Consider the following 25,128-nt stretch of genomic DNA (forward strand, 5'->3'; position numbering starts at 1 on the left):
TAAAACAACTACAAATACAACTATCGTTGTTGACTATAAAACAACTATGGTTTTAAATAAGCACATCGCAACAACACAGCGATGCGGCAACAGAAAAGCCGCGGCGGACATTAAGTCGCTTGCTCATTAACAATCAAACAGTTTTACAGCGTCAATGACCTGTTTAGACCCCTACACGTAAACGTGGCGTAGCACCGGGTGCGATCCGGCCGGTGTGAGGTTATCCCCGCGCGAGAGCGAGAACGGCGTGAGAATGGGCAACACTGGCAGGAAGTTGACGCTGACCAATAAAGGGAATGTTTTGGGGTGTGGGCAGTGAGAACGGCTAATCGTGAAGAAGGCCTGGATCATGTGGCTGGTAACCACCCACACCGCCAAAGCATTTCAGTGCAAAATGTGGGCGCAAAAGGCCATTGCTAATGGCTGACCAGCAAAACAAAAGGTAAAGTTATAGGCGTCAGGCTACTGGAGCAGCATCAATAAATAGTGGTGATATATGGTTGTTATCAAATATGGTAAATCAAATGGTCCGCGAACCTCACAGGGCAGGCGCAGGTTAAGGCGAAAAGAACTTCAGGAAGAATACAGATCCTCAGGCGCTGACACCGGGCCACCTAAACCCAACAGAATTCAGGCTCAGCTGTCAAAAAAGGCATTCATACCGATCTCAATATTTCTAGCTGCTCCGCTAAAAGAAATAGCAAACAAAGCCGCTTTATCTATTTCTGAGTACCATCTTTGTTTAGAGCGAGCCACAGTGCTTTATGAGCGCGAATTTAATAGAGTTGAAGAAGAAAAGCCTTACCTGGACGCCATGAGCAGGGTTGTCAACCATTCCCATCAAAGGAACCCTAAAAAGAAATGGTGAGAAGGTGACGATGATGGACTTGAAGTGCCCGATTTGTAATAGATGGTTTTCAGCCAATCGCCCTGACGTGCATATAGCAAAATATCACGCTGGAGCATCTGACTATGATCTTCTAGCGATAAGAGACGCCAGAAGGCAATCAAAAAGCTTCTTTCAGGAAACGAAGGTTAAACGAAAAAATCACACGCTAAAGAATATCAATAAATCTGATGGGACCACGTTTTCTGGAGGACTCCCCTCTATCGGTAAAAAAAGATAACCCGCTTCGGCGGGTTTTTATTTGGCTTCGAGCAGCCCGAGAACACCGGTCTGCCACATCAGCAAGTATCACCAGTCTGCGAAGAACTGCGAGCTGGAGAAGATACGCGATGCACGGCGTCGGCATTACGCACAGAACGAATCGAGCGGGTCGAGTGGCCTGCGGTGAATAAACAAAGGGGTGAGTCAGCCTCAAGCATCGAGATCCGGTGCTTGGTGATGGTAATCCCACCATCATCAACCTAACAGGAGACGATGATTCTGTTCTGGTTGAATTGGAGAAGACTTCTTAGCCCGCCCCGTGCGGGCATTTTTTCGGGGGTTGTATGTCTGCTGACGATATCTCATTGAAATATGGCACACATCAGCCAGAGACGATTCTGGCGCATCTTTCCATTGAAGAGGCATCAGAAATCATTCGGGAGAAGCTTCGCGATGAGGTTCGTTCAGAACTCGAAGGTGAGTATGAGGATCGAATTTACTATGCAGAGGAAGAGGCTTCCGAATGGGAGAGTCGCGCTGATGACTTCGAATCAGACGCTACGCAGCTGGCGATGGCCATAAGGGATGCTCTCAATGCTGAGAGTCTTGATGATGCAAAAATCATCCTGGAAAGGGTCAAGCGTGACCTTGATAACTATTTCTGACTGAGGTCGCTTAGGCGGCCTTTTTTACGCGGGTAACTACAGAGGGTAAGGGTATGAAAATTGGGGTGCATGATGGCATTCACTTCGAGCCTGATGACGAGTTCAAAACAGAGATAAACCCAAAGGCTTTAGCGGCCCTGATAAAGCAATACAAGCACTGCTGTCGAATGACTAAGCATTGCAGCTCAGTGGCAGCATACCGCCTCTGCCCTCACGAATTGGCAAGAGCAAAGCAATACCAGACTCGTCGCGATCACCTTGAAATATTCCTTCGGCTACTCCACACCGAAAGCAAGGAGTATGACATTGAGGAAATTGACGATCACTTCGGTGGTGAAGTTGACGACTGGTCGCTAATCCTAAAAGACAAGGTCCCAGACTAACCCGCTCCGGCGGGTTTTTTATTAGCTCACGATACAAACAGAGGGTAAGGCGATGGAAGAGAGTCAAAGTTTCGAAGAAGCAGTTAAGCCGCTTATCAAATGGCTAAACGATAACGCTAATCCACATGCAGTTATCGTCGTTGAAGTTGGCGGCGCTGTCCTGTATTCGGGGGAGCGATCGGTTGTAACGGATGAGTTCATCAAAGACTGACTGAAATTTAAGACCCGCTACGGCGGGTTTTTTATTGCCTCATACCTGGAGTCATTTACGAGTGGCTCAAGTTATGAACTGCGGCTATCCACCGCTCACCAACATTCTGCATAAATATTCTTGCATGCAGAGGTCTTTAGCTCAGCGGCGCGGCTTAAGCGCATCACAAAGGAAATCACATGACACAGAAAACTATCGTTACCTACAAAGGGTTTAATAAGGATTTGCAGTGCCGGGATTACCAGTTTGCGATTGGCGAAACTTACCACCACGAAGGAAAGGTTGAGGCCTGCGGTTCTGGTTTTCATGCGTGTGAGTGTCCATTTGATGTGTTTGGATACTACTCACCTGCAGATAGTCGCTTTGCAGAAACCATTTCCTTCGGTGTGACTGACCGCGAAGAAGATGGTGACACCAAAATAGCCAGCGCCAGTATAACGATTAAAGCAGAGTTAACGCTTCCTCAGTTCATTCAGAGAGGGATTGAGTGGATCTGGAGCAAGATTGATAAGTCGCTTGAGCAGCAGATCATGCCTGGCTACCAGTCAGCGGCAACCAACACTGGCAACCAGTCAGCGGCAACCAACACTGGCTACCAGTCAGCGGCAACCAACACTGGCGACCGGTCAGCGGCAACCAACACTGGCAACCAGTCAGCGGCAACCAACACTGGCTACCAGTCATCGGCAACCAACACTGGCTACCAGTCAGCGGCAACCAACACTGGCGACCGGTCAGCGGCAACCAACACTGGCTACCGGTCAGCGGCAACCAACACTGGCGACCGGTCAGCGGCAACCAACACTGGCTACCGGTCAGCGGCAACCAACACTGGCGACCGGTCAGCGGCAACCAACACTGGCTACCGGTCAGCGGCAACCAACACTGGCAACCAGTCAGCGGCAACCAACACTGGCTACCAGTCAGCGGCAACCAACACTGGCAACCAGTCAGCGGCAACCAACACTGGCTACCAGTCATCGGCAACCAACACTGGCAACCAGTCAGCGGCAACCAACACTGGCAACCAGTCAGCGGCAGAAGTTTCTGGATCGCAATCAGTAGCGGCGGCGTTCGGCATCGAAGGCAAAGCTCGCGCATCAGAAGGTGGGGCAATTGTTCTCTGCTATCGCGATGAAGATGGAGAACTTATTCATATCCGCACCAGCAAAGTTGGCGATAACGGCGTAAAAGCAGATGTTTGGTATCAGCTAAACGAAGATGGCGACTTTGTGGAGGCCTCATGACAGTCACCCACAACGGCAAGCAGTACCACGCATCAAAACTCAACGACAACGAGTGGCAACTCTCATCAGTCGATAAACCTCGCGAGAAAATCACAATGAACAGCTGGCAGATGGATTTAGCCGGGTTATTGCAGCGGGTGGAGGGTAAATCATGATTAATCACAACATGCTTCGTGCAGCTCAGAACAAAGCGCTAATCGCCAGATTCATAGGTGATGGTTTGATGTGGATGTCAGCCTACAACGATATGAAGGCGGCAATTGGTTTTCCGTGGCACAGGAAATGATTATGGACCCTTTATCTCAATGGCTAGTAAGTGGTGAATATCTTCCTGAGTTCATGCGTGACTTTCACGACCAGAAAGATGTGTTCAAAGCCATGCATAACACCATTAAGAACGCAGACGAAAATGGCAACCCGCGTGATGGTCATATCTATGTGGTTGATACCTTTCTTTGGTATATGGCTCGCTGCGGATACACGCTGCAAAAATCGCGAAAAAACGTCACATTCAAAGATATGCAAGCTGATATTGACCGCTTCAAAAGAGAAATGACAGACGCCTTTTCCAAGATGCTATCTGATAAGTAAATACTAAATTAACCCCATTCCCCCTACTCGTCCGGCTATCGCAGACGGGAAGCGCACAACCAAATTTCAGGAGAGACCATGAGTGAAGTAACGGATTTAGTCGTTATCGAAAAATCGAGTGCAATGGCTGTATTCACCAATAACGAGCAACTCGATCCCATCATTGAAAAAATTGAGAAAGAAGCTCGCAGCCTGGTACCTGATGTATCCACCAAGAAAGGCCGTGATGCTATCGCATCCATGGCGCACAAGGTTGCGCGTTCAAAAACATACATCGACAACGCCGGTAAAGACCTTGTGGCAGAACTGAAAGCATTGCCAAAGCAGATTGATGAGAGTCGCCGCATTGCTCGTGAACGACTGGACGCGCTGAAAGATGAAGTTCGCCGACCACTAACCGAGTGGGAAGCCGAGCAGGAACGTATTGCAGCAGAAAAAGCTGCTGAAGAAGAGCGTCTGCGCATTGAAGCTGAGGAAAAGGCAGCACTCGAAGTACTCAAAAAACAGATAGAAGCCGATCACGAAATAGCGTTGCTGATGAACGACGCGTTTGACCGTGAACTGGCAGAGAAGAAAGCGGAAGAAGAACGCCAGCGCATTGCTCACGAAGAAGAGTTAAAGCGTCAGGCAGCAGAACAGGCCAAGCGAGAAGCCGAAGAGAAAGCAGCAGCTGAACTGGCGGCGGCGAAGAAGCGTGAAGAGGATGCGATTGCAGCAAGAGCACAGGCTGAATTGCTGGCTAAGCAAGCACAAGAACGCGCCGAGCAGGAAGCTAAAGACGCCGCTGCGAAAGCTGAAGCAGAGAAGAAAGCAGCCATTGAAGCGGAACAGCGTAAAGCTCAGGAAGAAGCAGATCGCATTAAGCGTGAGGCTGAAGCGAAAGAAGCAGCCCGTATGGCAGAAGAGAAACGCATCGCTGATGAGAAGGCAAAGCGTGAAGCTGACGTTAAGCACCGCAAGGCCGTTGGTACTGAAATCGTTAACGCACTCACCGCTAATACCAGCATCTCACGCGACCAGGCTATCGAAGTCCTGAAAGCGCTGATGGATGGCCTGGTGCCGAGAACACAAATTAATTACTGAGGTGAAAGATGATCCCAGTTGATTTAGCAAGAACACCAGAACTAAGCCGTATTAAGCGACAGTACCACGTCACAGAGGCGCTTTACTGGCGCAAGTCAGGCGATAAGTCGAAGAAAAACTTTTGCCTGTATATGGCTAAACAAGAGCGCATGAATAAATGCGAGTTCCTGGCTAACCCTTCCGAACTTCCATTCTGAGGAAATTATGGAACAGAAAAAAGTTTACGCAGCAATTAGCGGAGTAGCTTCTGCGCTTGCAGAGCAAGGTATCAGGAAAGAGAAGAAACAAGGCAGTCAGGTTAACTATGCGTTTCGCGGAATCGACGACATCTACAACGCACTGGCTCCTGAGTTGGTCAGGAATAAACTCCTGATTCTCCCGCGATATACCGAACGCACGTGTGTAGAACGAACTAGTAAAAGCGGTGGTGCTCTGTTTTATATCACGGTTCGTGGCGACTTCGATTTCGTCAGCACTGAAGACGGCAGCATCCACACGGTCACCACCTACGGAGAAGCAATGGACAGTGGAGATAAGGCGACTAACAAGGCTATGTCAATCGCCTACAAATACGCAGCATTTCAGGCGTTCTGCATTCCGACAGAAGAAACCGCGATTGATGCTGATGCAGAAGTTCACCACATCAAACCAGCTGATGCAGACCAGATTCTGGCTGAATTTACGCAGTACGCCGGATCCGAGAACGACAGCAAGAAACTTCAGGAACAGTACGCATCAACATGGCAACGTCTTAACGGATTTGCTGAGCATCAGGCTAAATGCAAAGACGTTACCGGCATTCGAATCAGAGAACTAAAACAGGCGGCATAAATGGCAATTAACACCATCATCGTTTCCGGAAATGTAGGTAAAGACGCGGTTCTCCGCGTCACACCAAACGGGAAACACATTGCATCATTCTCTATCCCGGCAAAGACAGGATTCGGTGAGAACGAAAAGACATCATGGCTGAACTGCAAAATGTTTGGCGCGATGGCTGAGAAGCTATCTGTGGCTGTGGTTAAAGGTGCAAAGGTCACTGTGTCAGGTGAGTTCGTCATTGAAGAGTGGACTCGTCAGGATGGCTCAACGGCGCAGACACCAACTATTCTGGTTCGAGATATTGACCTACCTCCGCGCAATGGGCAGCAGCAGAGTGCAGCACAGCAACAACGTCAGCAGCAATCATCGACACCACATCCCAGCGAACCGCCGATGAACTTCGATGACTCAGATATCCCGTTCTAGGAGATGAATATGAAGACCTGTTCCAGATGCCATCAGCAGAAGGAAGAAAGGGACTTTCAAATAAGAAGAGCATCCAATGATGGATTAACTGCAGCATGCCGTGTTTGCCTTGCTGAGTACGACAAAGAGCGCGCGGGATTGCCACATCGAGTATCAGCCAGGAAGGAGTATCAATCATCAGATCGCGGTAGAGAGCGATGTAACGCAGCAAAAAAGCGGTTCATTCTTCGCAACCCATGGAAAAGAAAAGCCCACATCATCGTGGGCAATTTTTTGCGCGATGGGAGGCTAACCAGACCACCACGGTGCGAGTGCTGCGGATCCGAATGTAAACCTCAGGCTCACCACTGCGACTACGGCAAGCCAACCGATGTGATGTGGCTCTGCAAGTCATGTCATGTCGAGTGGCACAAAAATAACAATCCCATCTATCCAGACGAGGAACCGGTAACTCTTCCCTTCCCTCGTCACGCTATCTACGCCATTTAATCAGGAGTATCAAATGTCGGCACCTCTCACTGGGGCGGGATATCTGCGCCCCCCAAAGCGATCCGGCACTAAAGAAGAGGTGCTGGCACGTTGCTTTGCAGCTATCGCTAATGACGATTTCCAGAAGCCAACCATGGAAGACAGGCTTCAGGAGTTGCACGAAAAGGAAGTCTGGTTCGCCAACTTAGAAGCGTCATTCAGGCCGGGATGGATGGTAGTTGGACCTATAGAGCCTGATTACGTTGATGACCGTATGCGCACCTACCGAGGTCGTTACGGAGAGGTGAGGAGCGACTAATGACGCCAGAGCAGGATAACGCAGTACGCGCACAAGGTAGAAAATGCGTGGCAGAGATTAAACAGGCACTGGAATGCAGGCCTAAGCCGAAATGGAATGCAGTAGTGCCGCCAATCATCAAGAAGCACCATCAGAAAATCGCGCCTCTGGGTATTAGCCTGGTGGCATTTGTTAGCGGCATTGGAAGAATGACCGGAAGATACGGAGTTGAATTATGAATATAGAGATTATCGATCAGGCCAGCGCTCTCGAAGAGATGATGCGCGACCATGCTATTCAGGCTCACAGACTAAACCACTCAGCAGTATCAGCAACGCACTGTGAGGAATGCGGTGATCCGCTAATTCCTGAGCGTAGAGATGCGTTTCCTGGCTGCAAGAAGTGCGTTAGTTGTCAGGAAGATGAAGAAAAGCGGAATCGGAGGATGTGATGGGAAAAATGACTTTTGTTGTCGAGTTTGAGGACGGAAAGGAACCGCCATTCCAGTTCACTGATGACTTTATGGGGATGGGCGGGAAACTCTGCTCGGTAGCGGCATTTGATTATAAAGACGACCTTTTAACTGGAGATGAAGTTTCCGCTGTTATTGGCCTTTTCAATGAGCATCGAAGGGATTTCGAAGTGTGGTGTGATGAGTTCGAGGTGGATTCAGCAGAAATTGAGCGAAAAATTAACCTGATGGGGTGAAGTGATGGATTACAGCAAGCTTAGCGACTTCGAGATTAATAACTTAGTTGCCATCTCTTTGGGCGCAAAGGTTACGGATAGCTACCGGGTAGGAGAAGAGCGGGAAACAGTTTACTACGCGCTTGGTGGTGATGAGTTTGCAATAAGGCGTGGATTTGGAAATATAAATGATGATTTTGACCCATGCCAAAAGCCAAATGATGCTTGGCCTATCATCGCAGACAAAAGAATCAGCATTATGTTTGATAGCACTATGCCTGAATATGAAGGCGAATATCACGAGTGGTGTGACGCAATGTCTGCCTGTCAAAAGTTCGGTATTCAGCATCAGTCAAACCCACTTCGCGCAGCGATGATCGTCTTCCTCATGATGCAGGACTCAGCCAATGTTCCAGCTAATTCAACGGGGTCAGATTTACGCTGACCAGCACGGTTGGCCCGTCATCATCCACAGCTGCACATCACAGATAGTCCGCTACTGGCGACAGGGCCGGATTAACACCGATTCAATAGACCGATTTAATTCAGATTTCGAGCACCTCGACCCACACGAGGCGGCACAGATACGTGCAGAACTTGAAACAGCAGAACACTTAAAACGCCTCCGCGCTATGCGGGCGGCATGAGGAGAGATTATGCGCATCACCATGACGGTTAACTCAACGCTGGATATTGAGAACGCCATCGCCGCCCTGCGCCATTTCATCAAAGAGAAGAAGCCTGACGATGGAACGAGTAGCACGTGGGGTGTTGGCATTACTGGCGGTACCTACTTTGCAGTGGGTGTTAAGTCAAACGGCAATTACACGGTTAAGCAGCAGGATTGAGGAGAGATTATGGGGAAGATGAAATTGTTGCTGCTGCTTACGGTGATTGCCACTTCTGGCTGCACGAATGCTGATGAAGCCACAAAGGTGCTCGTCGATAGTGGCTACAAGGATGTGAAAATTACAGGTTACTCATTCACTGGCTGCAGCAAAGACGACGCCTTCCACACTGAGTTCACAGCCAAGGGTGCCACGGGTAATGAGGTGCGCGGAGTTGTTTGCGGTGGGTGGTTTAAGGGTTCGACTATTCGACTGTTTTGATGGTGCAACTGATAGCTGATTCACTGAGTCGGCTATTGGGTGCGAAAGCACTGCCAAGTTATCCCCTATTTTCCCGGACATAGTGCCGGGTTCTTTTTGCCTGGAGTATCCGATGGAAGAAATAATTTTCACCCGCGACGAGGCGGCGAACTTCCTGCGCGTCAGTGAAGGGACTGTGGCCGAATGGATAAAATCTGGAAGACTCGCCGCTACCCGCAAAAATCCCGCTAAAAAGAAAAGTCCATATCTCATCTGCAAGACAGATTGCATTGCAGCGTTGAAGAACACGATCCACAATCAGCCGGTGAATGCGGTTGATGTGCAGGAGGGTAAAGCATGTCAATCAAACAACGTGCCGGTACGTGGCACTGCGACTTCGTTACGCCTGGTGGAAGTCGAATTAGACGGTCTCTTGGGACAACGGACAAAAGGCAAGCGCAGGAGCTCTATGATCAGCTGAAAGCTGAAGCATGGCGAGTTGATAAGATGGGGGGGTTTAAGCCGCGAACGTTCGATGAAGCGTGCGTTCGCTGGCTTAACGAAAAGCAGCACAAGAAAAGCCTGGACGATGACAAAAGCCGGATCGGATTCTGGAGGATGCACTTCAAAGGAATGGACCTGTCAGCAATCACGGAAGACAGGATCTTGTCGGCGGTGAGTTCGATGGTTAATCGCAAACATCGAATGAACTGGGAGGCTAAACGGGACAGCCTACTGCGAAGAGGTAAGCCGGTTCCTGAATTCAAGGATAAACCAGCGTCGCTGGCGACGAAGGCGACGCACCTTGCTTTCATCCGGGCGCTTTTACGATGTGCGGCCAACGAATGGCGATGGATAGCCAAAGCGCCGAACATCAAATGCCCGGTGCCGAAAAATAAGCGTATTCGCTGGCTAACCAAAGAGGAAGCGGCGAACCTGATCCGGGAACTTCCCGAGCATATGAAGCCAGTTGTTATTTTTGCACTGGCGACGGGGCTGCGCAGGTCGAACATCACCGATCTGGAGTGGTCACAAATTGATATGCAGAGGAAGGTCGCGTGGATTCACCCCGAGGACGCGAAAGCAGGAAGGGCGATTGGGGTCGCCCTGAACGAATCGGCCTGTAAGGTGCTGCTGGAGCAGCTGGGGAAACATAACCGGTGGGTCTTTGTTCACACTGAATCATCCGTTCGCCCGGATGGAACGAGAACAAAGGCGGTGCGCAAAATGCGGTCTGATGCTAACACGGCATGGCGCGCAGCGTTAAGGCGGGCGGGAATAGAAAATTTCCGCTTCCATGACCTGCGGCACACCTGGGCAAGCTGGCTTGTACAGTCCGGCGTGCCACTCAGTGCGCTACAGGAAATGGGCGGGTGGGAAAGTATCGAGATGGTGCAGCGTTATGCACATCTGGCACCGAATCACCTGACGCAGCATGCCATGCAAATCGACGCATTCCTGGCGGGGAATGGCACAAATATGGCACAAGGCGCTTTTGCTGAACTGGTGAATATCGCGTGAACCCGCGTGGTTAGTGGTGCCGATAATAGGAGTCGAACCTACGACCTTCGCATTACGAATGCGCTGCTCTACCAACTGAGCTATATCGGCCCTGATAAGGACATGCCCACGAATGTGAACACGGGGTAGAAGGTTAAAACTAACCGGGCGATGCGTCAATGGCCTTGCGAATCAAACGCCTAATTTTGCATCATCCGGTTTCAATAACGCACGAATCGTGTCGTCACAGGCTTCCTTGTACGCGGCAAGGGTATTCTATAACCAGCGGCGAACACGCTGCTCATAGCGTATCCATTCCGGCCCGAAATGTTGTCGCAGTTGTTCCTCTTCAAAATCAATATGTAATCTGGCAACCACCAGTATAAACAGCGGTGCAGCCAATATTCCAATCAGGCTACCGACGTAGAGAGAAAAAGCTAACTGGAGTCCACTCATTCCAAGATAGATTGGATTGCGGCTCCAGGCATAACATCCGCCAGTAATAAGTGTGGTCGATTTCTCTGCATGCAGTGGGTTTAGCGTCGTACGTTTCTTCCGCATCTGCCACGCGGTATGCAGTATCATCGCCAGACTGACGCTAGCCAACAATGCACTTATTACGATAGTCACCGCGCCAAATGTGAAACGCGGGATCGCCGTCAACGCATCCGCGATGAGGAATAATACCAGGATGAGTGGTGGTGGAAGCCAGACTCTTAATTTTGTCAGGAAAGGACGCATGGCTACGGGCTACCCTCAGTACCTGTTTGATTAACGCTGATATCACTATAAATACCCCGTTTAAGATACATAAACAAACGGTGCATACTTCACTGTAGGACTTTTTACTTAACCAGACAGACAGGCAGCGATGCAAAGACGCCAATACCAGAGGCGTCTGCCCCTGGTGTTCAGGAAAAAATCATGCTGCAGGCCATGTCAGCTCAGAGCACATACTCGTTTAAAGGTTTTACCCTTCATATGTAAAAACCGTGTCAAAAATGAATTACGTAGATAAAGGTGAATCCGACGCTGATTCAAACAAATCTACAGACTGCTGGTAATACCGGATAAAATCATTAAATGTCACTGGCGGTAGAAACTGATACCCCTGCAGATAGTCAACATTATTTTTTCCCAGCCATTGTTGCTGATAGTCATTTTCAACGCCCTCGGCCACCGTACGTAACCCCAGAAGTCCTGAAAGGTGAGTAATTGACTCGAGCATAGGGATATATTGATCAACCTCTTTAATTTCCTTAATGAAGCTTTTATCAATTTTGATTACATCCAGGTCCAACTCATTGAGATAGCAGAGATTAGCGTATCCAGTACCAAAATCATCCAAAGCAAACAACACACCTTTATTTCGTAACGAACGAATAAGTTCTTTGATTGCAGGAGTGATCGTGAACGTTTGGTTCTCTGTTATCTCTATCATCAATTTTATCGGCAGACCTTGCGTTATCTCCATAAAATTAAGGCATTCCCAATAGAATACGGGATTATTTAAACCTGACGGACTGACATTAAAAGAAACGAACAGAGTTTTATTAATGCTTGCGCCTCCAGAGACCAGATTGCGCGCAACAGCGGTCATTAAATAGCTAGTTAACTCATTGATTAAGCCACTTTTTTCAGCCAATGGAATAAACTCTCGCTGAGAAATAGCATAGTTATGTCCCTGTGGCCAACGAGCCAATACCTCAACACCACAAACGTCGCCCCTGATATTCACGATGGGCTGAAAATAAGGAATGATCTCCTCATTCCTTATTGCCATACTCAGTCTACTAGTATCCGAAACATCATATGCGTCAGTGTAAACTGCATCCCCATTCACATTATTATTGATTATAGAGCTTTCATTTAATAAATTATTTCGGGTTAAAAAGATAACAGTTTCATTAAAATTGGAAAAGCCGAGGCGAGCAGTAATTTTATCCCGATATCGATACACTGACTTAATTGTTAGCGAATTAGCAATACAGAAATCATGCAGTTTTTCTTTTGTGAATGATGAATACAGCATTTCTTCTTCAAATTCAGTCAAGTTAAAAGTAAACATCGGTGAATCTTTATTGACTTCCACAACTTTGTTAGGTGCCAATAGACTCTCTTTTAATTGAGCGATCAACTGCTCCGACAATTCACCCCCATTGATAAAGGAATAGTCTTCATATCCCCGATTAACAGGCAGGGTTTCGCACATCCGCAGAACAATACAGTGTATGTTGATGAACTGTGTACTGTTTCTCTGAAGCCATTTTTTGACCAATAATAATGGCAACCGGTTATCGATCACCAGCAAGCAGGACGGATATTGCGACATAACTGACTGCGTGCCAGAAATAAATGTCCGTGCATCGATCAATACCAGATTTGGTAACCATGCTTTTATTCCTGAAAAAAGGAAAGTATCATAACTGAGCAGAAAAATTTTTTTCGTATTCATAGTTATCACCAACTTAAATTTATGGCATAGCAGGTCCCTCGCTCTATTCACGAGAGAATATACAACACCTTCGACCTCCAATAATCATAAGGCGATTCGTGATATAACTTTATCCATAAGCCATATCACGTAAATTCAGAATTTATAATCACAGTTATCCATATGAGTATTCTCATCACACCGTAAATTCCATTTAAAAATTGAAAAAGAAAAAACTCCATTTCTTAATCAGTACAAATCCCTTTACTCACTTTCACTTCATTACAAAACAAAAAGTTATAAATACAAAATTTACAAAACATATAACTACAATGACCAACAGAATAACATATTACCGTAGTTTATGCTGACCGACAAACTAAGAGAGGATGTCGTAGATCTTGTATTCATAAACATTTCCGGCAATATGCACGACATATTGTTTCATCGACTCTAAATTTATTTCTACATTTTCTATAGCGAGTGACAGTATAGGTTCAATATATAATCAGGGCATATTGGTTCAGACCCAACACCTCTAATGATTAATTTTTGAGCAACCCTGACCCACGGGTAAGTATTTCTGCAACGCTACGATAAATTTCCGGTTTTTTGTTTTCAACTCACTACTATGCCAGGTTTCCCCCGGTAACACATAACGCATGGTGGCTTCATCATCAGTTGAGTGACACCCCTGGTGTACGATAATTTTGAAAAAAGTATTCCCTGTGTTTTTCAACGTCCCGTTTATCTCATCAATGGTGTAGGCCAGGTTCATTTTCCTCGGACGAACGACCAATATGGTATCCATAGCGATCACCGGGAGAGCCTGTCCGCCTTTCCCTTGATTACGCTCGGTAAACAGCGTTATCGGCATTTCACGAAACAGTATTCGGTAATAGCGTTCTTTATCATCCTGCGGGCCACGATAGAAAATCTTAAAAAACTCACTTGCCTGCGGTGCCAGTGAAAAACGGAGCGGAGTAAACAAAAGTTCGCCTTCGGCAATAGCACTTCTGTTTTCACCTCCCGGTCCCGGTTTATCTATTTTAACTGCACTAATACTGTACACGTTCTGTTTCTGGCTATCGTTATAGATTCGTTTACTGATAAATGATTTATCCGATGGCATCTCATAAATAGTCGACTCCAGGTAGACGGCGTGAGCGGAGAACACCGTTAGCCCGGAAAGCAAGACCAATATCCATCTTAGCGCCAAACGACAGTGGCTCATGGCGTCACTCCCACCCAATTAGCCGTCACTTTTATCTCTCCGCTGGCACTGACAACACCTTCCCAATCCGCACCGGAAACGGTCAACATCGAACGCGAATCATTCATTGGGAAAAGCAATTTTAAATCAGTCGCAAAGTAGGTTCCATCATCTGTATTATTTGCGTCCCAGGGCGTCTGTTGCCATTGCGCATCTCTCATGCTGATCGCCGCTTCACTACAGCTATTTCGTTTCTGTACCACACCACCCGACTGACTGTTGTACTGAAGAAAGGCGGGAATTGGGACAGATAACCCACCTTGCGTAGAAGTGAACAGGCAATAAGGCACATTGTTTATCGTCGTACTTTCCCCAATAACTTGTGCGGTAATGCTATCAGCCTGACGAGGCCCCGAGACCGTCACGGTGTAATCCATCTCAATCGGAGCGGTCTCGCCAATTGTGCCGCTGCCGCTTGCCGAGGTGCTGTTATCCGATGAGATAATACTGATCCCATATTCCTTTGGCACAATATTGAGCTGTAGCGAAGGCGTAAACTGGTAATACCCCGACTCTGGCGTCACGCTATTTGTAAAAGCAAATGTAAATGGTTGGCTGTTGGTGATACTGACGCCACGATCCACCATATTTTTCAGGAATGTTTTCGACAGAAAAACATAGACATACTCACCACTATTACTAAAAATATTATAATAAACCGACGTCGAGCTAAAGTTAGTCCAGGTTTGACCATCACCAGAATATTTTATTGTGGCAGCCGCAGGCGTAAAACCGAGCAAACCGCTATCCGCGTACATACGAATACGTAGTGAAGCCGTCAGATTGCTGGTTTGATTTAAATTATATGAAATCATCTTACAGATAACACCATCTTCACGACTGACCACACCCAGCTCACAATAACCACTGTCTTTAGTGATGCTCGGGGTGCCATCACTGGCAACCCATAACTCCTGAAATGCATTGGTAGAAACCAAAGATAAATGACCTATTTTATTTAATGTATAAGGTCTGATATACCAATTACCGCTGCTCTGGTCTTTACAACGTTGCCCAGCCGCATAATCATAATCAACCGTGGTTCGACAAAAATTAAGGTTATATGTCTCTGCGCTTCCGACCGACATATTGCGGAAGTATTCATACGCCGAGTCTGTCAGCGATGCAAAACCATAGTATCCACCGGCGATTCCGGATCCGGTTGCTTTGGTGTGATAAAAACCAAATTGATCGGTTAGCTCGGCAGCAATATAGCCAGATGCAGGGCAATTAGCACCAGTGGTGCAACGAATACCCCGAAATGGTTCACTGATTGGCGAATTATCAATCCACATATCTTTATAATATGAGGTATTGGCTACCCAACCAACGATACCCATATATCCCAGGCTATCCTGGTCGTTTCCATATTTTACCCAGGTGTTCGACCCACTAATGCGAGGATCGAGAGAGGACGGGGTAATAAAGTATTCGTTATCAACATTGTTTTCTATAAACAAATAGTTGTTGTTGACCGCCGCCTGAGTGGAAGCCGAGAGCGCCCAGGCGGATGGAGATAACGCGGCAAAGACACAGCCGAGAATAAGGGAAAGAGATTTATTCATTATTAATACCTTATCGTTGTGCCATCGTGGTTTGCGTTGCACATTTCACATCGCCAACCCACGCCGCGCCGCGTGCTTTTTCCAGATCCAGATCGGCTTCACATATCCTGCCATTGGCAGAAATTAACGTAATAACCGGATACTTTTTATCAATATCGATGGCAAACTCACCTTTTGCATCCGTACGTGTTTTACCGATGTGGTTATGAATATCGGTATTTGCAGCCAACTGTCCATCGGGATAACGAATGCGACCGAATACGGTGACCATGCTTTTCACTTCAGGGTTGATAACTCCCACGTTACCCGGATATAGCGTCAGCTCCTGTTTGCGTCCTGAAACAATATCGAAGCTGTCCTCAGAGTTTTTATCATTGAGGATTTCCAGCTTGTACTGAGCATAGGGCGGCAGTGCAATGAAGTTTGATTTACCGCTGAGACGATAATTGCGGTTATTAATCTTCGCAGCCAGTTTCCCCTCGCCGGTCAAATCTGTTTTTACGATAACGCCAGAACGCTGCCTCTCTTTACTCAGACCGAAGTCTTTACCTGCCCATGCCAGAGAACCTTGGGAAGAGAAGTTCATATTGGTGGAGTTGTCAGCAGAACGTGTTACCGATACGGTGCCAGCGTTATATTTCGTGTCATAACTTAGATTGCCGTTTACCGAATAATTATTGTCGTAATACTGTTCACCACTCAGACGCGTTGATGCCGATAATCCGACCGATTTAATCGGCCCTTCAGCATACTGTTTTCGTGCACTGAGATTACCCTGGGTGCTGCCATAGCGATCTCGGGAGACGCCCATGCTCAACCAGGTCGCCAACGGCAACGATAAGTCCAGGCTGACATAACGTTCCTGTCGCCCATCGTCATTTCGGTTGTTGTAGTAATAACGCTGAATTCCTGCACGTAACCCAATCGTGGCATACCTTCCAGAATAAAGAGTCGTGTTGTAATCCAGATTACGGTATTTATTGCCTGAGTAACGATTCTCCGTCTGACTAACAGTGAGTGAACCACCATGAGGAATAAACTTTCCGAGGTTAAGAGTTCCGCCAATGGAATAGTTATCACGCTCCTGCATAGGCAAGCGATCGCCAATTTTACTGTCTTCACGAGATGCCCAAAGGGAACCATATCCCTCAGGGACATTGAGATTAATGTTACTGATGTTTCGCCATGATGAATCGTTCGCTACCAACATCTGATTGCCAATACTGACGTATTCATTCACATTCAGCGTGACATCCGTTTCATTAACCGCATTGTTGTCAAAACCGTAGATCGTTGATTTCAGGCCCAGCCCCGACAATATCGCCAGCGTCACCGATGCGGCCCCCCCGGCAATCCAGGTCTGCTCACTACCCAAATCCTGATAGTGGTTACGCTTATAGCTCACCCGATCATAATCCAGCGAACCACCAAAAAACTGCCATGAGAGCTGATGAACTCCGGCAGCTTGTTGGCGAGCAAAGATCTTATTAACCCGGCTGACACGACTATTAATTGTCCGCCCATTGACCACGATATCTACCGTGACGTCGTAAACACCATACGGAAAGCGACTGGTATCAATTTCATAGCTGCCCATATTAAAGTTCTGCACGCTGAGCAAACGTCCATCGCGGAAGACATGAACCTCACCAGCGGCTGGCAAAAATACGGTAATCGGCGTGAGTGAAAGCGCGGTATTCTCAACAACCGTACTTCCATTGTTCCCGTAGCTCACACCGTAAATTTTCCCACCATTCAGCGCATTCAGGCTGGCAATAGACTGGACATTCCATGTATCAAGCATCCCCAGCGCCAGTCGATACCCTTCATAATCGCGCTCATACATCGCACGATAAAGTTTACTGGTACCATTGCTGTCACCGATACCGTAAAACGAACCGTTAACATTAATGTGGTGCTCCCGCAGCGATGTTGTATTGTCCATCGTCAGATAGCTGCGGGTACTGCTGCCATTTCGGTAATCGTTGTAGTAGGTACCAAAGTTGTAGTTCAGGACGTTAGACAGAGTTTCAACGCTGGAAGGCCCAAGCAAGCTACTGCGCGCGACAATCGCTTCAGTTAACGCATCTTTGCTGACAATCATCTCCAGGTGAAATGATGAGACATTAAGTTGCAGTCGAGCATCATCTGACAGTTCAATATTCGTATTATCGTGAAACTTTACATCACGGATTTTTTCCACTAACGCGCGGGTTTTCTCGGATAACACAGCATTATTGGGCAATTCAGCAAGAGTCAGTGCTTTAACTGTAATATTGCCATCAACAAGCGAAATCACCGCATCGGCAATTTTTTGCTGACTTTTCTCATCAGTCTCGTTGTAACGGATATAAACCGGCACCGTCATTCCCTGCTCCAGTGAACGGGCGAAAGCGCTGGGAATAACGTAATTACCCACTTTTACTGGGGCTGCATGTGAAGTTCCTGGTGTCAGCGCAAGAAAAAGACAAATGCTACCGCCAACAATATATGTTGTTGTCATATGCATCCTTACAATCCGGTATTTTTATTTTTCCCGTACAGATGGCTGCTATTGACCATCACTTCACTGTAATAAACTGCTTACCGTGCCAGATACCGATGCGTGAGCGGCTATTACTAATGTCGGTGAACTGCAGTTTTATTTTTGTACCTGGCATAATGTAATAACGTTCACGACAGCCCCGCCCCTGATCGCGAGCATTATCTTTGCAAGCTCCATAGGCGATTACTCGAAATGAAACATTGCCAGTATTGCTAATAACATCACCATTACGGTTATATTCAAAACGCTCTTTTCGCGGCGCAACGACCAAAATCGTGCCAATTTCTGCTGACGCTGTCGCAACAGCCAATTTATTGGCCCTGGTTTCCGCGCTCTCGGTGACCGGCTCATCTATCCATTGCAGACGATAATAACGCTCGATATCATCAATTGGCCCTTTATAAAAGAAGCGAAAAACATCCTTTGCCTGACCAGGCAGAATTAGATTGGCAGGCGTAGAGAGTAATTCCCCGGAATTAACGGGTTTTATTTCGACTCCGCCCGCTAAGGGTGATGACAGTTGTTTTACCGATACGCTGACATAACGAGCCGAATCTGTCGTATTAGTGATTTCTTTCGATAATGAACTCTCAGTAGAAGTCATTATCGACGTGATATCACCGACGTTAATTGCCCAGCTGGAAAAAGATATTACCAACCCTACCAACATTGCCGCCGGTAAATATTTATTCATGACACCATTCCTGATAAATTCGGGAGAAATTCTCCTCCCGAACTTTTATTTCTTAGGCGGACGGAGTCGTCCAGGTTGCATTGAACTGTACTTTTACATCCCCAGTCCAATAGCCGTCTGGCAGTGCAGAGTAATCCGTTACCGGTGTGCTACCATCAGAAGTCGCAGACGCAATGGTGAATTTGAAGTTGGATTGATCGCTGACGCGGTCAGCACCGTTGTAAGCGCCATCAGCCATCAGGCTTTCAAGACCAGAAGTCGAGCTGGAATTTACCAGGACAGTATCTGATGAATTAGTCAACGCGGTGCCATTCCATGCCACCCCTACGTTCAGGGTAGACGCATCACCACTGGCGTTGGTCAGAGTATTGCTAATAATCTGAGCGGTCAGTTCAAAATCAGTTGCCGTTTCCTGGCCCTGAATAGTCACATCAAACGCGCCATCCTGGGAGTTGAAGCCATTCAGACCTTCCGCATACTGGAAAGTCAAAGAGTTCAGCGGAGTGACGACCAACATGCTGGTGGTATCTTTTGTTGCCGTCGCGTCCCACGAGGCCGTTGCAGAAGCAGTGACATCTGCCATTGCATTTGCCGCAACAAATACAGACGCCAGAGAGGTCACTAATAATAATTTTTTCATTTTTATCTTCTCCTAAGAACAAACTCACCACCGAGTCTTATTATTAAGTCACTCCAGCGGTTCCATTAATTGCGAGCCAGAATTGCCGCGCCCAAAAATTATCATTTGAATTAAGTAACATCTCAACAAACCCTGAAACGCAAAAATTACAAAAAGACTAAGAATTTTCCCACTAAAACGATAATCTAAGAAGTTTCCTAAGTTTAATTTACTTAAATAGCACCATGAGCCAGAACTATCCCCCAAATAAATAAGACAAATCAAACAATTCATCTTTTTTATGTTTTTGATAAATATCAAAAAGATCATACAAATACCACGAGAGCAAAACCCTTACAAAACATAAAGATAATTAACACCTCCATAGTTTCTCTATAATGCTTATTATTTGTTGCAATTATGCTAAATTTTTAACGCCGCAAGAAAATTCTCATGATATATCCATTTGCGAGGGAATATTCTTATAAAAAAATCATTCACCTACAGAAACTACATTCTAATTGATAATTATTTGACAAAATTAAAACCAGGAATTTTCCATATAAAATGAATATTCCTGGCTTATCAGGAGAGATAATGATTATCGTTAAATAGAAAATTAGATAAAACGTTTTAAACCAAGATAACTATTAATAGTTACGGTACGTACCCTATGTAAGGTAATCAAATTCTGCTGTTCAAGTGATTTTAATGAGCGGCTAACGGTTTCAATTTTAAGATCGAGATAACTGGCAATTTCCTCCCGAGAAAATGGCAAGCGAAGCGTCGTTTCTGGCCTGCCGATGCGCAAATGCATCTCGTAAAATTCCACCAGGAAAGCCGCGATCCTGGCCTCAGCATGTTTATTCGCATAGCGCCGCAGTTTTTCAACAATGAATCCATTATCCCTGCAGAGAAACTTGATGACTGCGGCAGCAACCGAAGGCTCCTTCTCTGCTACCTTGAACAACCGCGCAATATCAATGTGGCAAACTTCCGCAGCCGTTGCCGCCTTAATCGTTGTCAGGTACTTCCCCCCTTCGACAGCATCCAGCGCCATGATATCTCCCGGAACATAAAAGCGGCTGATAAAAACGTTATCGCCACATTCCACACTGGACTTGCAGTACCCCTCATGGATAACAAAAAGCATCTCCGCGGTTTCATCCTGCCGAGCGAGTATCTCCCCAGCTTTAAACCGCCTTCTTTTGTCTATTAATTTGTATTGATTATCACGGTCAATCGCCGCTCCCTTTGGGCACAGCGAACAATGACGGGGAGGAAACGGGTTGCCAAGCGGCACAACAGGAATACTAAGTTTGTGAATATCCGATTTCACGCAACAACTCCTCATAAAAATGAGATTGATTCTAATAGATCGGGCCATGGGAACAATACGTGAAACGAAGACCAGGAAAATTCATGCAGGCAGGGAAAATTCTGTGATACGCCGCCTTTCTGGCGCCAGAGAATGCATAGGTCAGAACCAGACTGGTGCGGATGATGTTAAAAACGCAGGATAAAAAATGCGGCAGCGGGGTGAAGGTTAGAATTAACTGGGTGATGCCTTAATAGCCTTTTAAATCAGATGGCTATTATTGCATCACCCAGTTTTAATTACGCACGAATCGTGTCGTCACCGAAGCCAACCCACTTATATGTGGTCAGTGCTTCCAGTCCCATTGGGCCACGCGCGTGCAGTTTTTGCGTGCTCACCGCCACTTCCGCACCCAATCCGAACTGGCCGCCATCGGTAAAACGAGTAGAGGCGTTTACATACACGGCAGAAGAGTCCACTTCATTCACGAAACGGTTGGCGTTGCTGAGCGTGCGCGTCAGTATGGCGTCCGAGTGCTGGGTACCGTGTTCGCGAATATGGGCGATAGCACCATCCATATTTTCGACCACCACAACGTTCAGATCCAGAGACAGAAACTCGTTATCCAGCTCTTCCGGTTTTAGTGGCACCAGTTTGGCAGGGCCATGCAGAACTTGCATCACGATTTCATCACCGTGCAGCGTAACACCGCTATCCGCCATCTTTTGGCTTAACGCAGGCAGGAAACGCTCAGCAATATCCTGATGCACCAGCAGAGTTTCTACAGTGTTACAGGTGCTTGGACGCTGGGTTTTGGCGTTAACGATAATCTTCAGGGCCGGGGCGATCTCCGCGGTATCATCAACATAAATATGGCATACGCCAATACCGCCGGTGATGACCGGGATCGTCGACTGCTCACGGCACAGCTTATGCAGACCCGCGCCACCGCGAGGGATCAGCATATCGATGTACTTATCCATCCGCAGCATTTCAGCGACCAACGCGCGGTCCGGGTTATCAATTGACTGTACGGCAGCCGCGGGTAAACCGCAGGCTTCCAGCGCCTTTTGGATAACAGCCACGGTCGCGGCGTTGGTCCGGTAGGTCTCTTTCCCACCGCGCAGAATCACCGCATTGCCGGTTTTCAGGCACAGGGAGGCAACGTCAACGGTGACGTTTGGACGCGCTTCATAAATCACGCCAATCACGCCCAGCGGGACGCGACGACGCTCCAGACGCAGACCGCTATCCAGCAGGCCGCCGTCAATCACCTGCCCTACCGGGTCGGCAAGATTACAGACCTGGCGCACATCGTCAGCAATCGCTTTCAGACGCGCCGGCGTCAGCGCCAGGCGGTCGAGCATCGCTTCGCTCAGGCCGTTGGCTCGCGCCTGCTCAACATCTTGTATGTTCGCGCTGAGGATGCTTTCCGTTTGCGCTTCCAGCTCATCAGCAATGGTTTCCAGTACGCGATTTTTTTCGCGACTGGAGAGCAGCGCCAGCTTGTATGACGCGGCTTTGGCAGCAATGCCCATTTGTTCCAGCATATGCTTGTTCCTTAACGGGTGATCATGTCGTCGCGATGGACAGCAACCGGACCGTATTCGTAGCCCAGAATGGTGTCGATCTGTTGTGAGTGGTGTCCGGCAATACGGCGCAGCGCATCGCTGTTATAGCGGGTGACGCCGTGGGCAATATCGCGCCCTTCGAGATTGCAGATGCGGATCACTTCACCACGAGAAAAGTTACCTGTCACGCTTTTAATGCCTTTTGGCAGTAATGAGCTGCCGCGTTCCAGAATTGCTGCGGTCGCGCCCTCATCGACGGTAATCTCCCCGGCAGGCGGCGCGCCGAAGATCCAGCGTTTACGGTTCTCCAGCGGAGAGGCTTGAGCATGAAAACGCGTCCCAACGGAAACGCCTTCCATCACGTCGCCAATCACGCCCGGCTTGCTGCCTGCGGCAATAATGGTGTCAATCCCGGCGCGGCATGCGACATCGGCGGCCTGCAGTTTTGTGCCCATGCCGCCGGTTCCCAGACCTGAGACGCTATCCCCGGCAATGGCGCGCAGCGCATCGTCAATACCGTGAACGTCTTTAATCAGCTCCGCCTGCGGATTGGTACGCGGATCGGCGGTGAACAGCCCCTGCTGATCGGTCAACAGCAGCAGCTTATCGGCTCCGGCCAGAATCGCCGCCAGCGCGGAGAGGTTGTCGTTATCGCCGACTTTAATCTCAGCGGTCGCTACGGCGTCATTCTCATTAATGACAGGAACAATGTTGTTATCCAGCAGCGCGCGGAGTGTATCGCGGGCATTGAGGAAACGCTCTCTGTCTTCCATATCTGCACGCGTCAGCAGCATCTGCCCGATATGAATACCGTAAATCGAGAACAGCTGTTCCCACAGTTGAATCAGTCGGCTCTGCCCGACCGCCGCCAACAGCTGTTTCGAAGCTATCGTTGCCGGGAGCTCCGGGTAACCAAGATGCTCACGTCCGGCGGCAATCGCACCAGAGGTAACGATAACAATACGATGCCCTGCGGCATGGAGCTGCGCGCACTGGCGAACCAGTTCTACGATGTGGGCGCGGTTCAGGCGGCGGGATCCGCCCGTTAACACACTGGTGCCAAGTTTTACCACCAGCGTCTGGCTGTCACTCATGATTCTCTGCCATTCAAAATTGGGGAAAATGATATCAAACGAACGTTTTAGCAGGACTGGCCCCGGTTGCCAACAACCAGCGCACAAAGCATGAAATTTTATTGCGCAGGATCAGCAAGCGTAGCGGCAGATTTTGACGCATTTATTACAGAAACAAAAAAACATCCTTTTTTAAAAATATTCTTACTTTGTCATAAAACGTTCATTGCCAGACGTTAAAAACCCTCCTGTCTTTTAACGGGGATCACACCCAGTGAATATTAGCGCGTACTTTTAATCAGGAATGAAAATGAAAAAGAGCACTCTGGCATTAGTGGTGATGGGAATTGTTGCATCAGCATCCGTACAGGCAGCGGAAGTGTATAACAAGAATGGTAATAAGCTGGACTTGTACGGCAAAGTAAAAGCCATGCATTACATGACGGATTATGACAGCAAAGATGGTGACCAAAGCTATATCCGTTTAGGTTTTAAAGGCGAAACGCAAATTAACGATCAACTAACCGGTTATGGTCGTTGGGAAGCAGAGTTTGCCGGCAATAAAGCTGAAAGCGACTCTAACCAACAAAAAACACGTCTGGCCTTCGCCGGTGTGAAATTAAAAGATTTTGGCTCGTTTGATTATGGTCGTAACCTGGGCGCGCTGTATGACGTGGAAGCCTGGACCGATATGTTCCCGGAATTTGGTGGCGACTCCTCCGCACAGACCGATAACTTTATGACCAAACGCGCCAGCGGTCTGGCAACTTACCGCAACACCGACTTCTTCGGCGTCGTGGATGGCCTGGATCTGACCCTGCAATACCAGGGTAAAAACCAGGATCGCGATGTGAAAAAACAGAACGGCGATGGTTTTGGTACTTCTGTTACTTATGACTTTGGCGGCAGCGATTTCGCGGTGAGCGGCGCTTATACCAACTCCGATCGTACCAACCAGCAGAATCTGCAAACTCGCGGTACGGGTGATAAAGCTGAAGCCTGGGCAACCGGCTTAAAATATGATGCTAACGATATTTATATTGCGACGTTCTATTCTGAAACACGCAATATGACGCCAATTTCCGGCGGCTTCGCCAATAAAACACAGAACTTCGAAGCGGTTGTTCAGTACCAGTTTGACTTTGGTCTGCGTCCGTCACTGGGTTATGTGCTTTCTAAAGGGAAAGATATTGAAGGCGTCGGCAATGAAGACCTGGTGAATTATATCGACGTGGGCGCAACGTATTATTTCAACAAAAATATGTCCGCGTTTGTTGATTATAAAATCAACCAGTTGGATAGCGATAATAAACTGGGCATCAACGATGATGACATCGTTGCTGTCGGTATGGTCTACCAGTTCTAATTATACCCGTCATATTTCAAGCTGCATGTGCGTTGGCTTTCCTCGCTCACCCCAGTCACGTACTTATGTACGCTCCTGGGGATTCGCTGCGTC

33 protein-coding genes and 1 tRNA gene are annotated in these 25,128 nt (G+C 47.8%); 23 read left to right on the plus strand and 11 right to left on the minus strand.

Features of this window, described 5'->3' with window-relative positions; genetic code table 11:
* Positions 1-496 precede the first annotated feature (496 nt).
* The 22 genes from JQN59_RS27005 (at position 497) to JQN59_RS18320 (ending at position 10,598) form a co-directional block, all read left to right on the plus strand.
* Entirely contained in the window at positions 497-868 is a 372-nt protein-coding gene (locus tag JQN59_RS27005; protein ID WP_239484195.1) for a hypothetical protein, read from the plus strand.
* A gap of 584 nt (positions 869-1,452) precedes the next feature.
* Entirely contained in the window at positions 1,453-1,773 is a 321-nt protein-coding gene (locus JQN59_RS18220; protein ID WP_204528126.1) for a hypothetical protein, read from the plus strand.
* A gap of 53 nt (positions 1,774-1,826) precedes the next feature.
* Positions 1,827-2,156, plus strand: coding sequence for a hypothetical protein (locus tag JQN59_RS18225; RefSeq protein ID WP_204528127.1), 330 nt, complete (start codon positions 1,827-1,829; stop codon positions 2,154-2,156).
* Between the two features lie 52 nt (positions 2,157-2,208).
* Positions 2,209-2,367 carry a hypothetical protein gene (locus JQN59_RS18230; protein WP_161800411.1) on the plus strand — a complete coding sequence of 53 codons (159 nt, stop codon included), beginning with the start codon at positions 2,209-2,211 and terminating at the stop codon, positions 2,365-2,367.
* Between the two features lie 179 nt (positions 2,368-2,546).
* Positions 2,547-3,614, plus strand: a complete 1,068-nt coding sequence (locus tag JQN59_RS18235; protein ID WP_204528128.1) for a DUF7666 domain-containing protein — start codon at positions 2,547-2,549, stop codon at positions 3,612-3,614.
* Entirely contained in the window at positions 3,611-3,769 is a 159-nt protein-coding gene (locus JQN59_RS18240) for a hypothetical protein (RefSeq protein WP_204528129.1), read from the plus strand. Before JQN59_RS18235 ends, JQN59_RS18240 begins: the two co-directional genes overlap by 4 nt.
* Before the next feature lie 11 nt (positions 3,770-3,780).
* Positions 3,781-3,900 carry a host cell division inhibitory peptide Kil gene (gene kil, locus JQN59_RS18245; RefSeq protein WP_057101712.1) on the plus strand — a complete coding sequence of 40 codons (120 nt, stop codon included), beginning with the start codon at positions 3,781-3,783 and terminating at the stop codon, positions 3,898-3,900.
* A gap of 2 nt (positions 3,901-3,902) precedes the next feature.
* Entirely contained in the window at positions 3,903-4,205 is a 303-nt protein-coding gene (locus JQN59_RS18250; RefSeq protein WP_204528130.1) for a hypothetical protein, read from the plus strand.
* Positions 4,206-4,283: 78 nt separating this feature from the next.
* Positions 4,284-5,288 carry a hypothetical protein gene (locus JQN59_RS18255; RefSeq protein ID WP_204528131.1) on the plus strand — a complete coding sequence of 335 codons (1,005 nt, stop codon included), beginning with the start codon at positions 4,284-4,286 and terminating at the stop codon, positions 5,286-5,288.
* Positions 5,289-5,296: 8 nt separating this feature from the next.
* Complete coding sequence (locus JQN59_RS18260) at positions 5,297-5,485, plus strand: hypothetical protein (protein WP_204528132.1); 189 nt, start codon at positions 5,297-5,299, stop codon at positions 5,483-5,485.
* A 7-nt stretch (positions 5,486-5,492) separates the two neighbouring features.
* On the plus strand, positions 5,493-6,119 hold the full coding sequence (locus JQN59_RS18265; protein ID WP_204528133.1) for an ERF family protein: 627 nt from the start codon (positions 5,493-5,495) through the stop codon (positions 6,117-6,119).
* Positions 6,120-6,536, plus strand: a complete 417-nt coding sequence (locus JQN59_RS18270) for a single-stranded DNA-binding protein (RefSeq protein ID WP_204528134.1) — start codon at positions 6,120-6,122, stop codon at positions 6,534-6,536.
* 502 nt (positions 6,537-7,038) lie between these two features.
* Positions 7,039-7,323, plus strand: a complete 285-nt coding sequence (locus tag JQN59_RS18275; protein WP_204528135.1) for a hypothetical protein — start codon at positions 7,039-7,041, stop codon at positions 7,321-7,323.
* Complete coding sequence (locus tag JQN59_RS18280) at positions 7,323-7,541, plus strand: hypothetical protein (protein WP_204528136.1); 219 nt, start codon at positions 7,323-7,325, stop codon at positions 7,539-7,541. The genes JQN59_RS18275 and JQN59_RS18280 overlap by 1 nt, the downstream gene beginning before the upstream one ends.
* A complete protein-coding gene (locus JQN59_RS18285) occupies positions 7,538-7,753 on the plus strand; it encodes a TraR/DksA family transcriptional regulator (RefSeq protein WP_204528137.1) in 216 nt (71 codons plus the stop codon). The genes JQN59_RS18280 and JQN59_RS18285 overlap by 4 nt, the downstream gene beginning before the upstream one ends.
* On the plus strand, positions 7,753-8,010 hold the full coding sequence (locus JQN59_RS18290; RefSeq protein WP_204528138.1) for a hypothetical protein: 258 nt from the start codon (positions 7,753-7,755) through the stop codon (positions 8,008-8,010). Before JQN59_RS18285 ends, JQN59_RS18290 begins: the two co-directional genes overlap by 1 nt.
* A 4-nt stretch (positions 8,011-8,014) precedes the next feature.
* A complete protein-coding gene (locus JQN59_RS18295; protein WP_204528139.1) occupies positions 8,015-8,434 on the plus strand; it encodes a phage protein NinX family protein in 420 nt (139 codons plus the stop codon).
* On the plus strand, positions 8,397-8,636 hold the full coding sequence (locus JQN59_RS18300; RefSeq protein WP_204528140.1) for a DUF4222 domain-containing protein: 240 nt from the start codon (positions 8,397-8,399) through the stop codon (positions 8,634-8,636). Before JQN59_RS18295 ends, JQN59_RS18300 begins: the two co-directional genes overlap by 38 nt.
* A 9-nt stretch (positions 8,637-8,645) precedes the next feature.
* Positions 8,646-8,837 carry a hypothetical protein gene (locus JQN59_RS18305; RefSeq protein WP_204528141.1) on the plus strand — a complete coding sequence of 64 codons (192 nt, stop codon included), beginning with the start codon at positions 8,646-8,648 and terminating at the stop codon, positions 8,835-8,837.
* 9 nt (positions 8,838-8,846) lie between these two features.
* The gene (locus JQN59_RS18310) at positions 8,847-9,098 is read left to right on the plus strand and encodes a hypothetical protein (protein ID WP_200011698.1); all 252 of its coding nucleotides are present in this window, start codon (positions 8,847-8,849) and stop codon (positions 9,096-9,098) included.
* Positions 9,099-9,210: 112 nt separating this feature from the next.
* Positions 9,211-9,558 carry a helix-turn-helix domain-containing protein gene (locus tag JQN59_RS18315; RefSeq protein WP_239484196.1) on the plus strand — a complete coding sequence of 116 codons (348 nt, stop codon included), beginning with the start codon at positions 9,211-9,213 and terminating at the stop codon, positions 9,556-9,558.
* On the plus strand, positions 9,441-10,598 hold the full coding sequence (locus JQN59_RS18320; protein WP_239484230.1) for a site-specific integrase: 1,158 nt from the start codon (positions 9,441-9,443) through the stop codon (positions 10,596-10,598). Before JQN59_RS18315 ends, JQN59_RS18320 begins: the two co-directional genes overlap by 118 nt.
* A gap of 14 nt (positions 10,599-10,612) precedes the next feature.
* On the opposite strand, the gene JQN59_RS18325 is transcribed toward JQN59_RS18320, so the two are convergent.
* From JQN59_RS18325 to proB, 11 genes are all read right to left on the minus strand, one after another.
* Positions 10,613-10,688 (minus strand) — tRNA-Thr (locus JQN59_RS18325).
* A gap of 165 nt (positions 10,689-10,853) precedes the next feature.
* Positions 10,854-11,318 (minus strand): methyltransferase family protein, encoded by a 465-nt coding sequence (locus JQN59_RS18330; protein ID WP_149607814.1) that lies wholly within the window; start codon positions 11,316-11,318, stop codon positions 10,854-10,856.
* 265 nt (positions 11,319-11,583) lie between these two features.
* A complete protein-coding gene (locus JQN59_RS18335; protein ID WP_149607815.1) occupies positions 11,584-13,032 on the minus strand; it encodes an EAL domain-containing protein in 1,449 nt (482 codons plus the stop codon).
* A 517-nt stretch (positions 13,033-13,549) separates the two neighbouring features.
* The gene (locus JQN59_RS18340) at positions 13,550-14,245 is read right to left on the minus strand and encodes a fimbria/pilus periplasmic chaperone (RefSeq protein WP_149607816.1); all 696 of its coding nucleotides are present in this window, start codon (positions 14,243-14,245) and stop codon (positions 13,550-13,552) included.
* Positions 14,242-15,849, minus strand: coding sequence for a fimbrial protein (locus JQN59_RS18345; RefSeq protein WP_149607817.1), 1,608 nt, complete (start codon positions 15,847-15,849; stop codon positions 14,242-14,244). Before JQN59_RS18345 ends, JQN59_RS18340 begins: the two co-directional genes overlap by 4 nt.
* 10 nt (positions 15,850-15,859) lie before the next feature.
* Positions 15,860-18,352 carry a CS1-pili formation C-terminal domain-containing protein gene (locus JQN59_RS18350; RefSeq protein ID WP_149607818.1) on the minus strand — a complete coding sequence of 831 codons (2,493 nt, stop codon included), beginning with the start codon at positions 18,350-18,352 and terminating at the stop codon, positions 15,860-15,862.
* 58 nt (positions 18,353-18,410) lie between these two features.
* Positions 18,411-19,088, minus strand: a complete 678-nt coding sequence (locus JQN59_RS18355; protein ID WP_149607819.1) for a hypothetical protein — start codon at positions 19,086-19,088, stop codon at positions 18,411-18,413.
* 52 nt (positions 19,089-19,140) lie between these two features.
* Positions 19,141-19,728, minus strand: coding sequence for a common pilus major fimbrillin subunit EcpA (gene ecpA / locus JQN59_RS18360; RefSeq protein WP_003830835.1), 588 nt, complete (start codon positions 19,726-19,728; stop codon positions 19,141-19,143).
* Positions 19,729-20,326: 598 nt separating this feature from the next.
* The gene (locus JQN59_RS18365) at positions 20,327-21,046 is read right to left on the minus strand and encodes a Crp/Fnr family transcriptional regulator (RefSeq protein WP_071444636.1); all 720 of its coding nucleotides are present in this window, start codon (positions 21,044-21,046) and stop codon (positions 20,327-20,329) included.
* Between the two features lie 278 nt (positions 21,047-21,324).
* Positions 21,325-22,575, minus strand: coding sequence for a glutamate-5-semialdehyde dehydrogenase (proA, locus tag JQN59_RS18370; protein WP_103015305.1), 1,251 nt, complete (start codon positions 22,573-22,575; stop codon positions 21,325-21,327).
* Between the two features lie 11 nt (positions 22,576-22,586).
* Positions 22,587-23,690, minus strand: coding sequence for a glutamate 5-kinase (gene proB, locus JQN59_RS18375; protein WP_003031373.1), 1,104 nt, complete (start codon positions 23,688-23,690; stop codon positions 22,587-22,589).
* 289 nt (positions 23,691-23,979) lie between these two features.
* On the opposite strand from proB, the gene phoE reads away from it, so the two are divergent.
* Complete coding sequence (gene phoE / locus JQN59_RS18380; protein ID WP_003830831.1) at positions 23,980-25,035, plus strand: phosphoporin PhoE; 1,056 nt, start codon at positions 23,980-23,982, stop codon at positions 25,033-25,035.
* The last annotated feature ends 93 nt before the right edge of the window (positions 25,036-25,128 follow it).

It is taken from the genome of Citrobacter sp. B72 (genome assembly GCF_016894305.1).
GTDB lineage: Bacteria > Pseudomonadota > Gammaproteobacteria > Enterobacterales > Enterobacteriaceae > Citrobacter > Citrobacter portucalensis.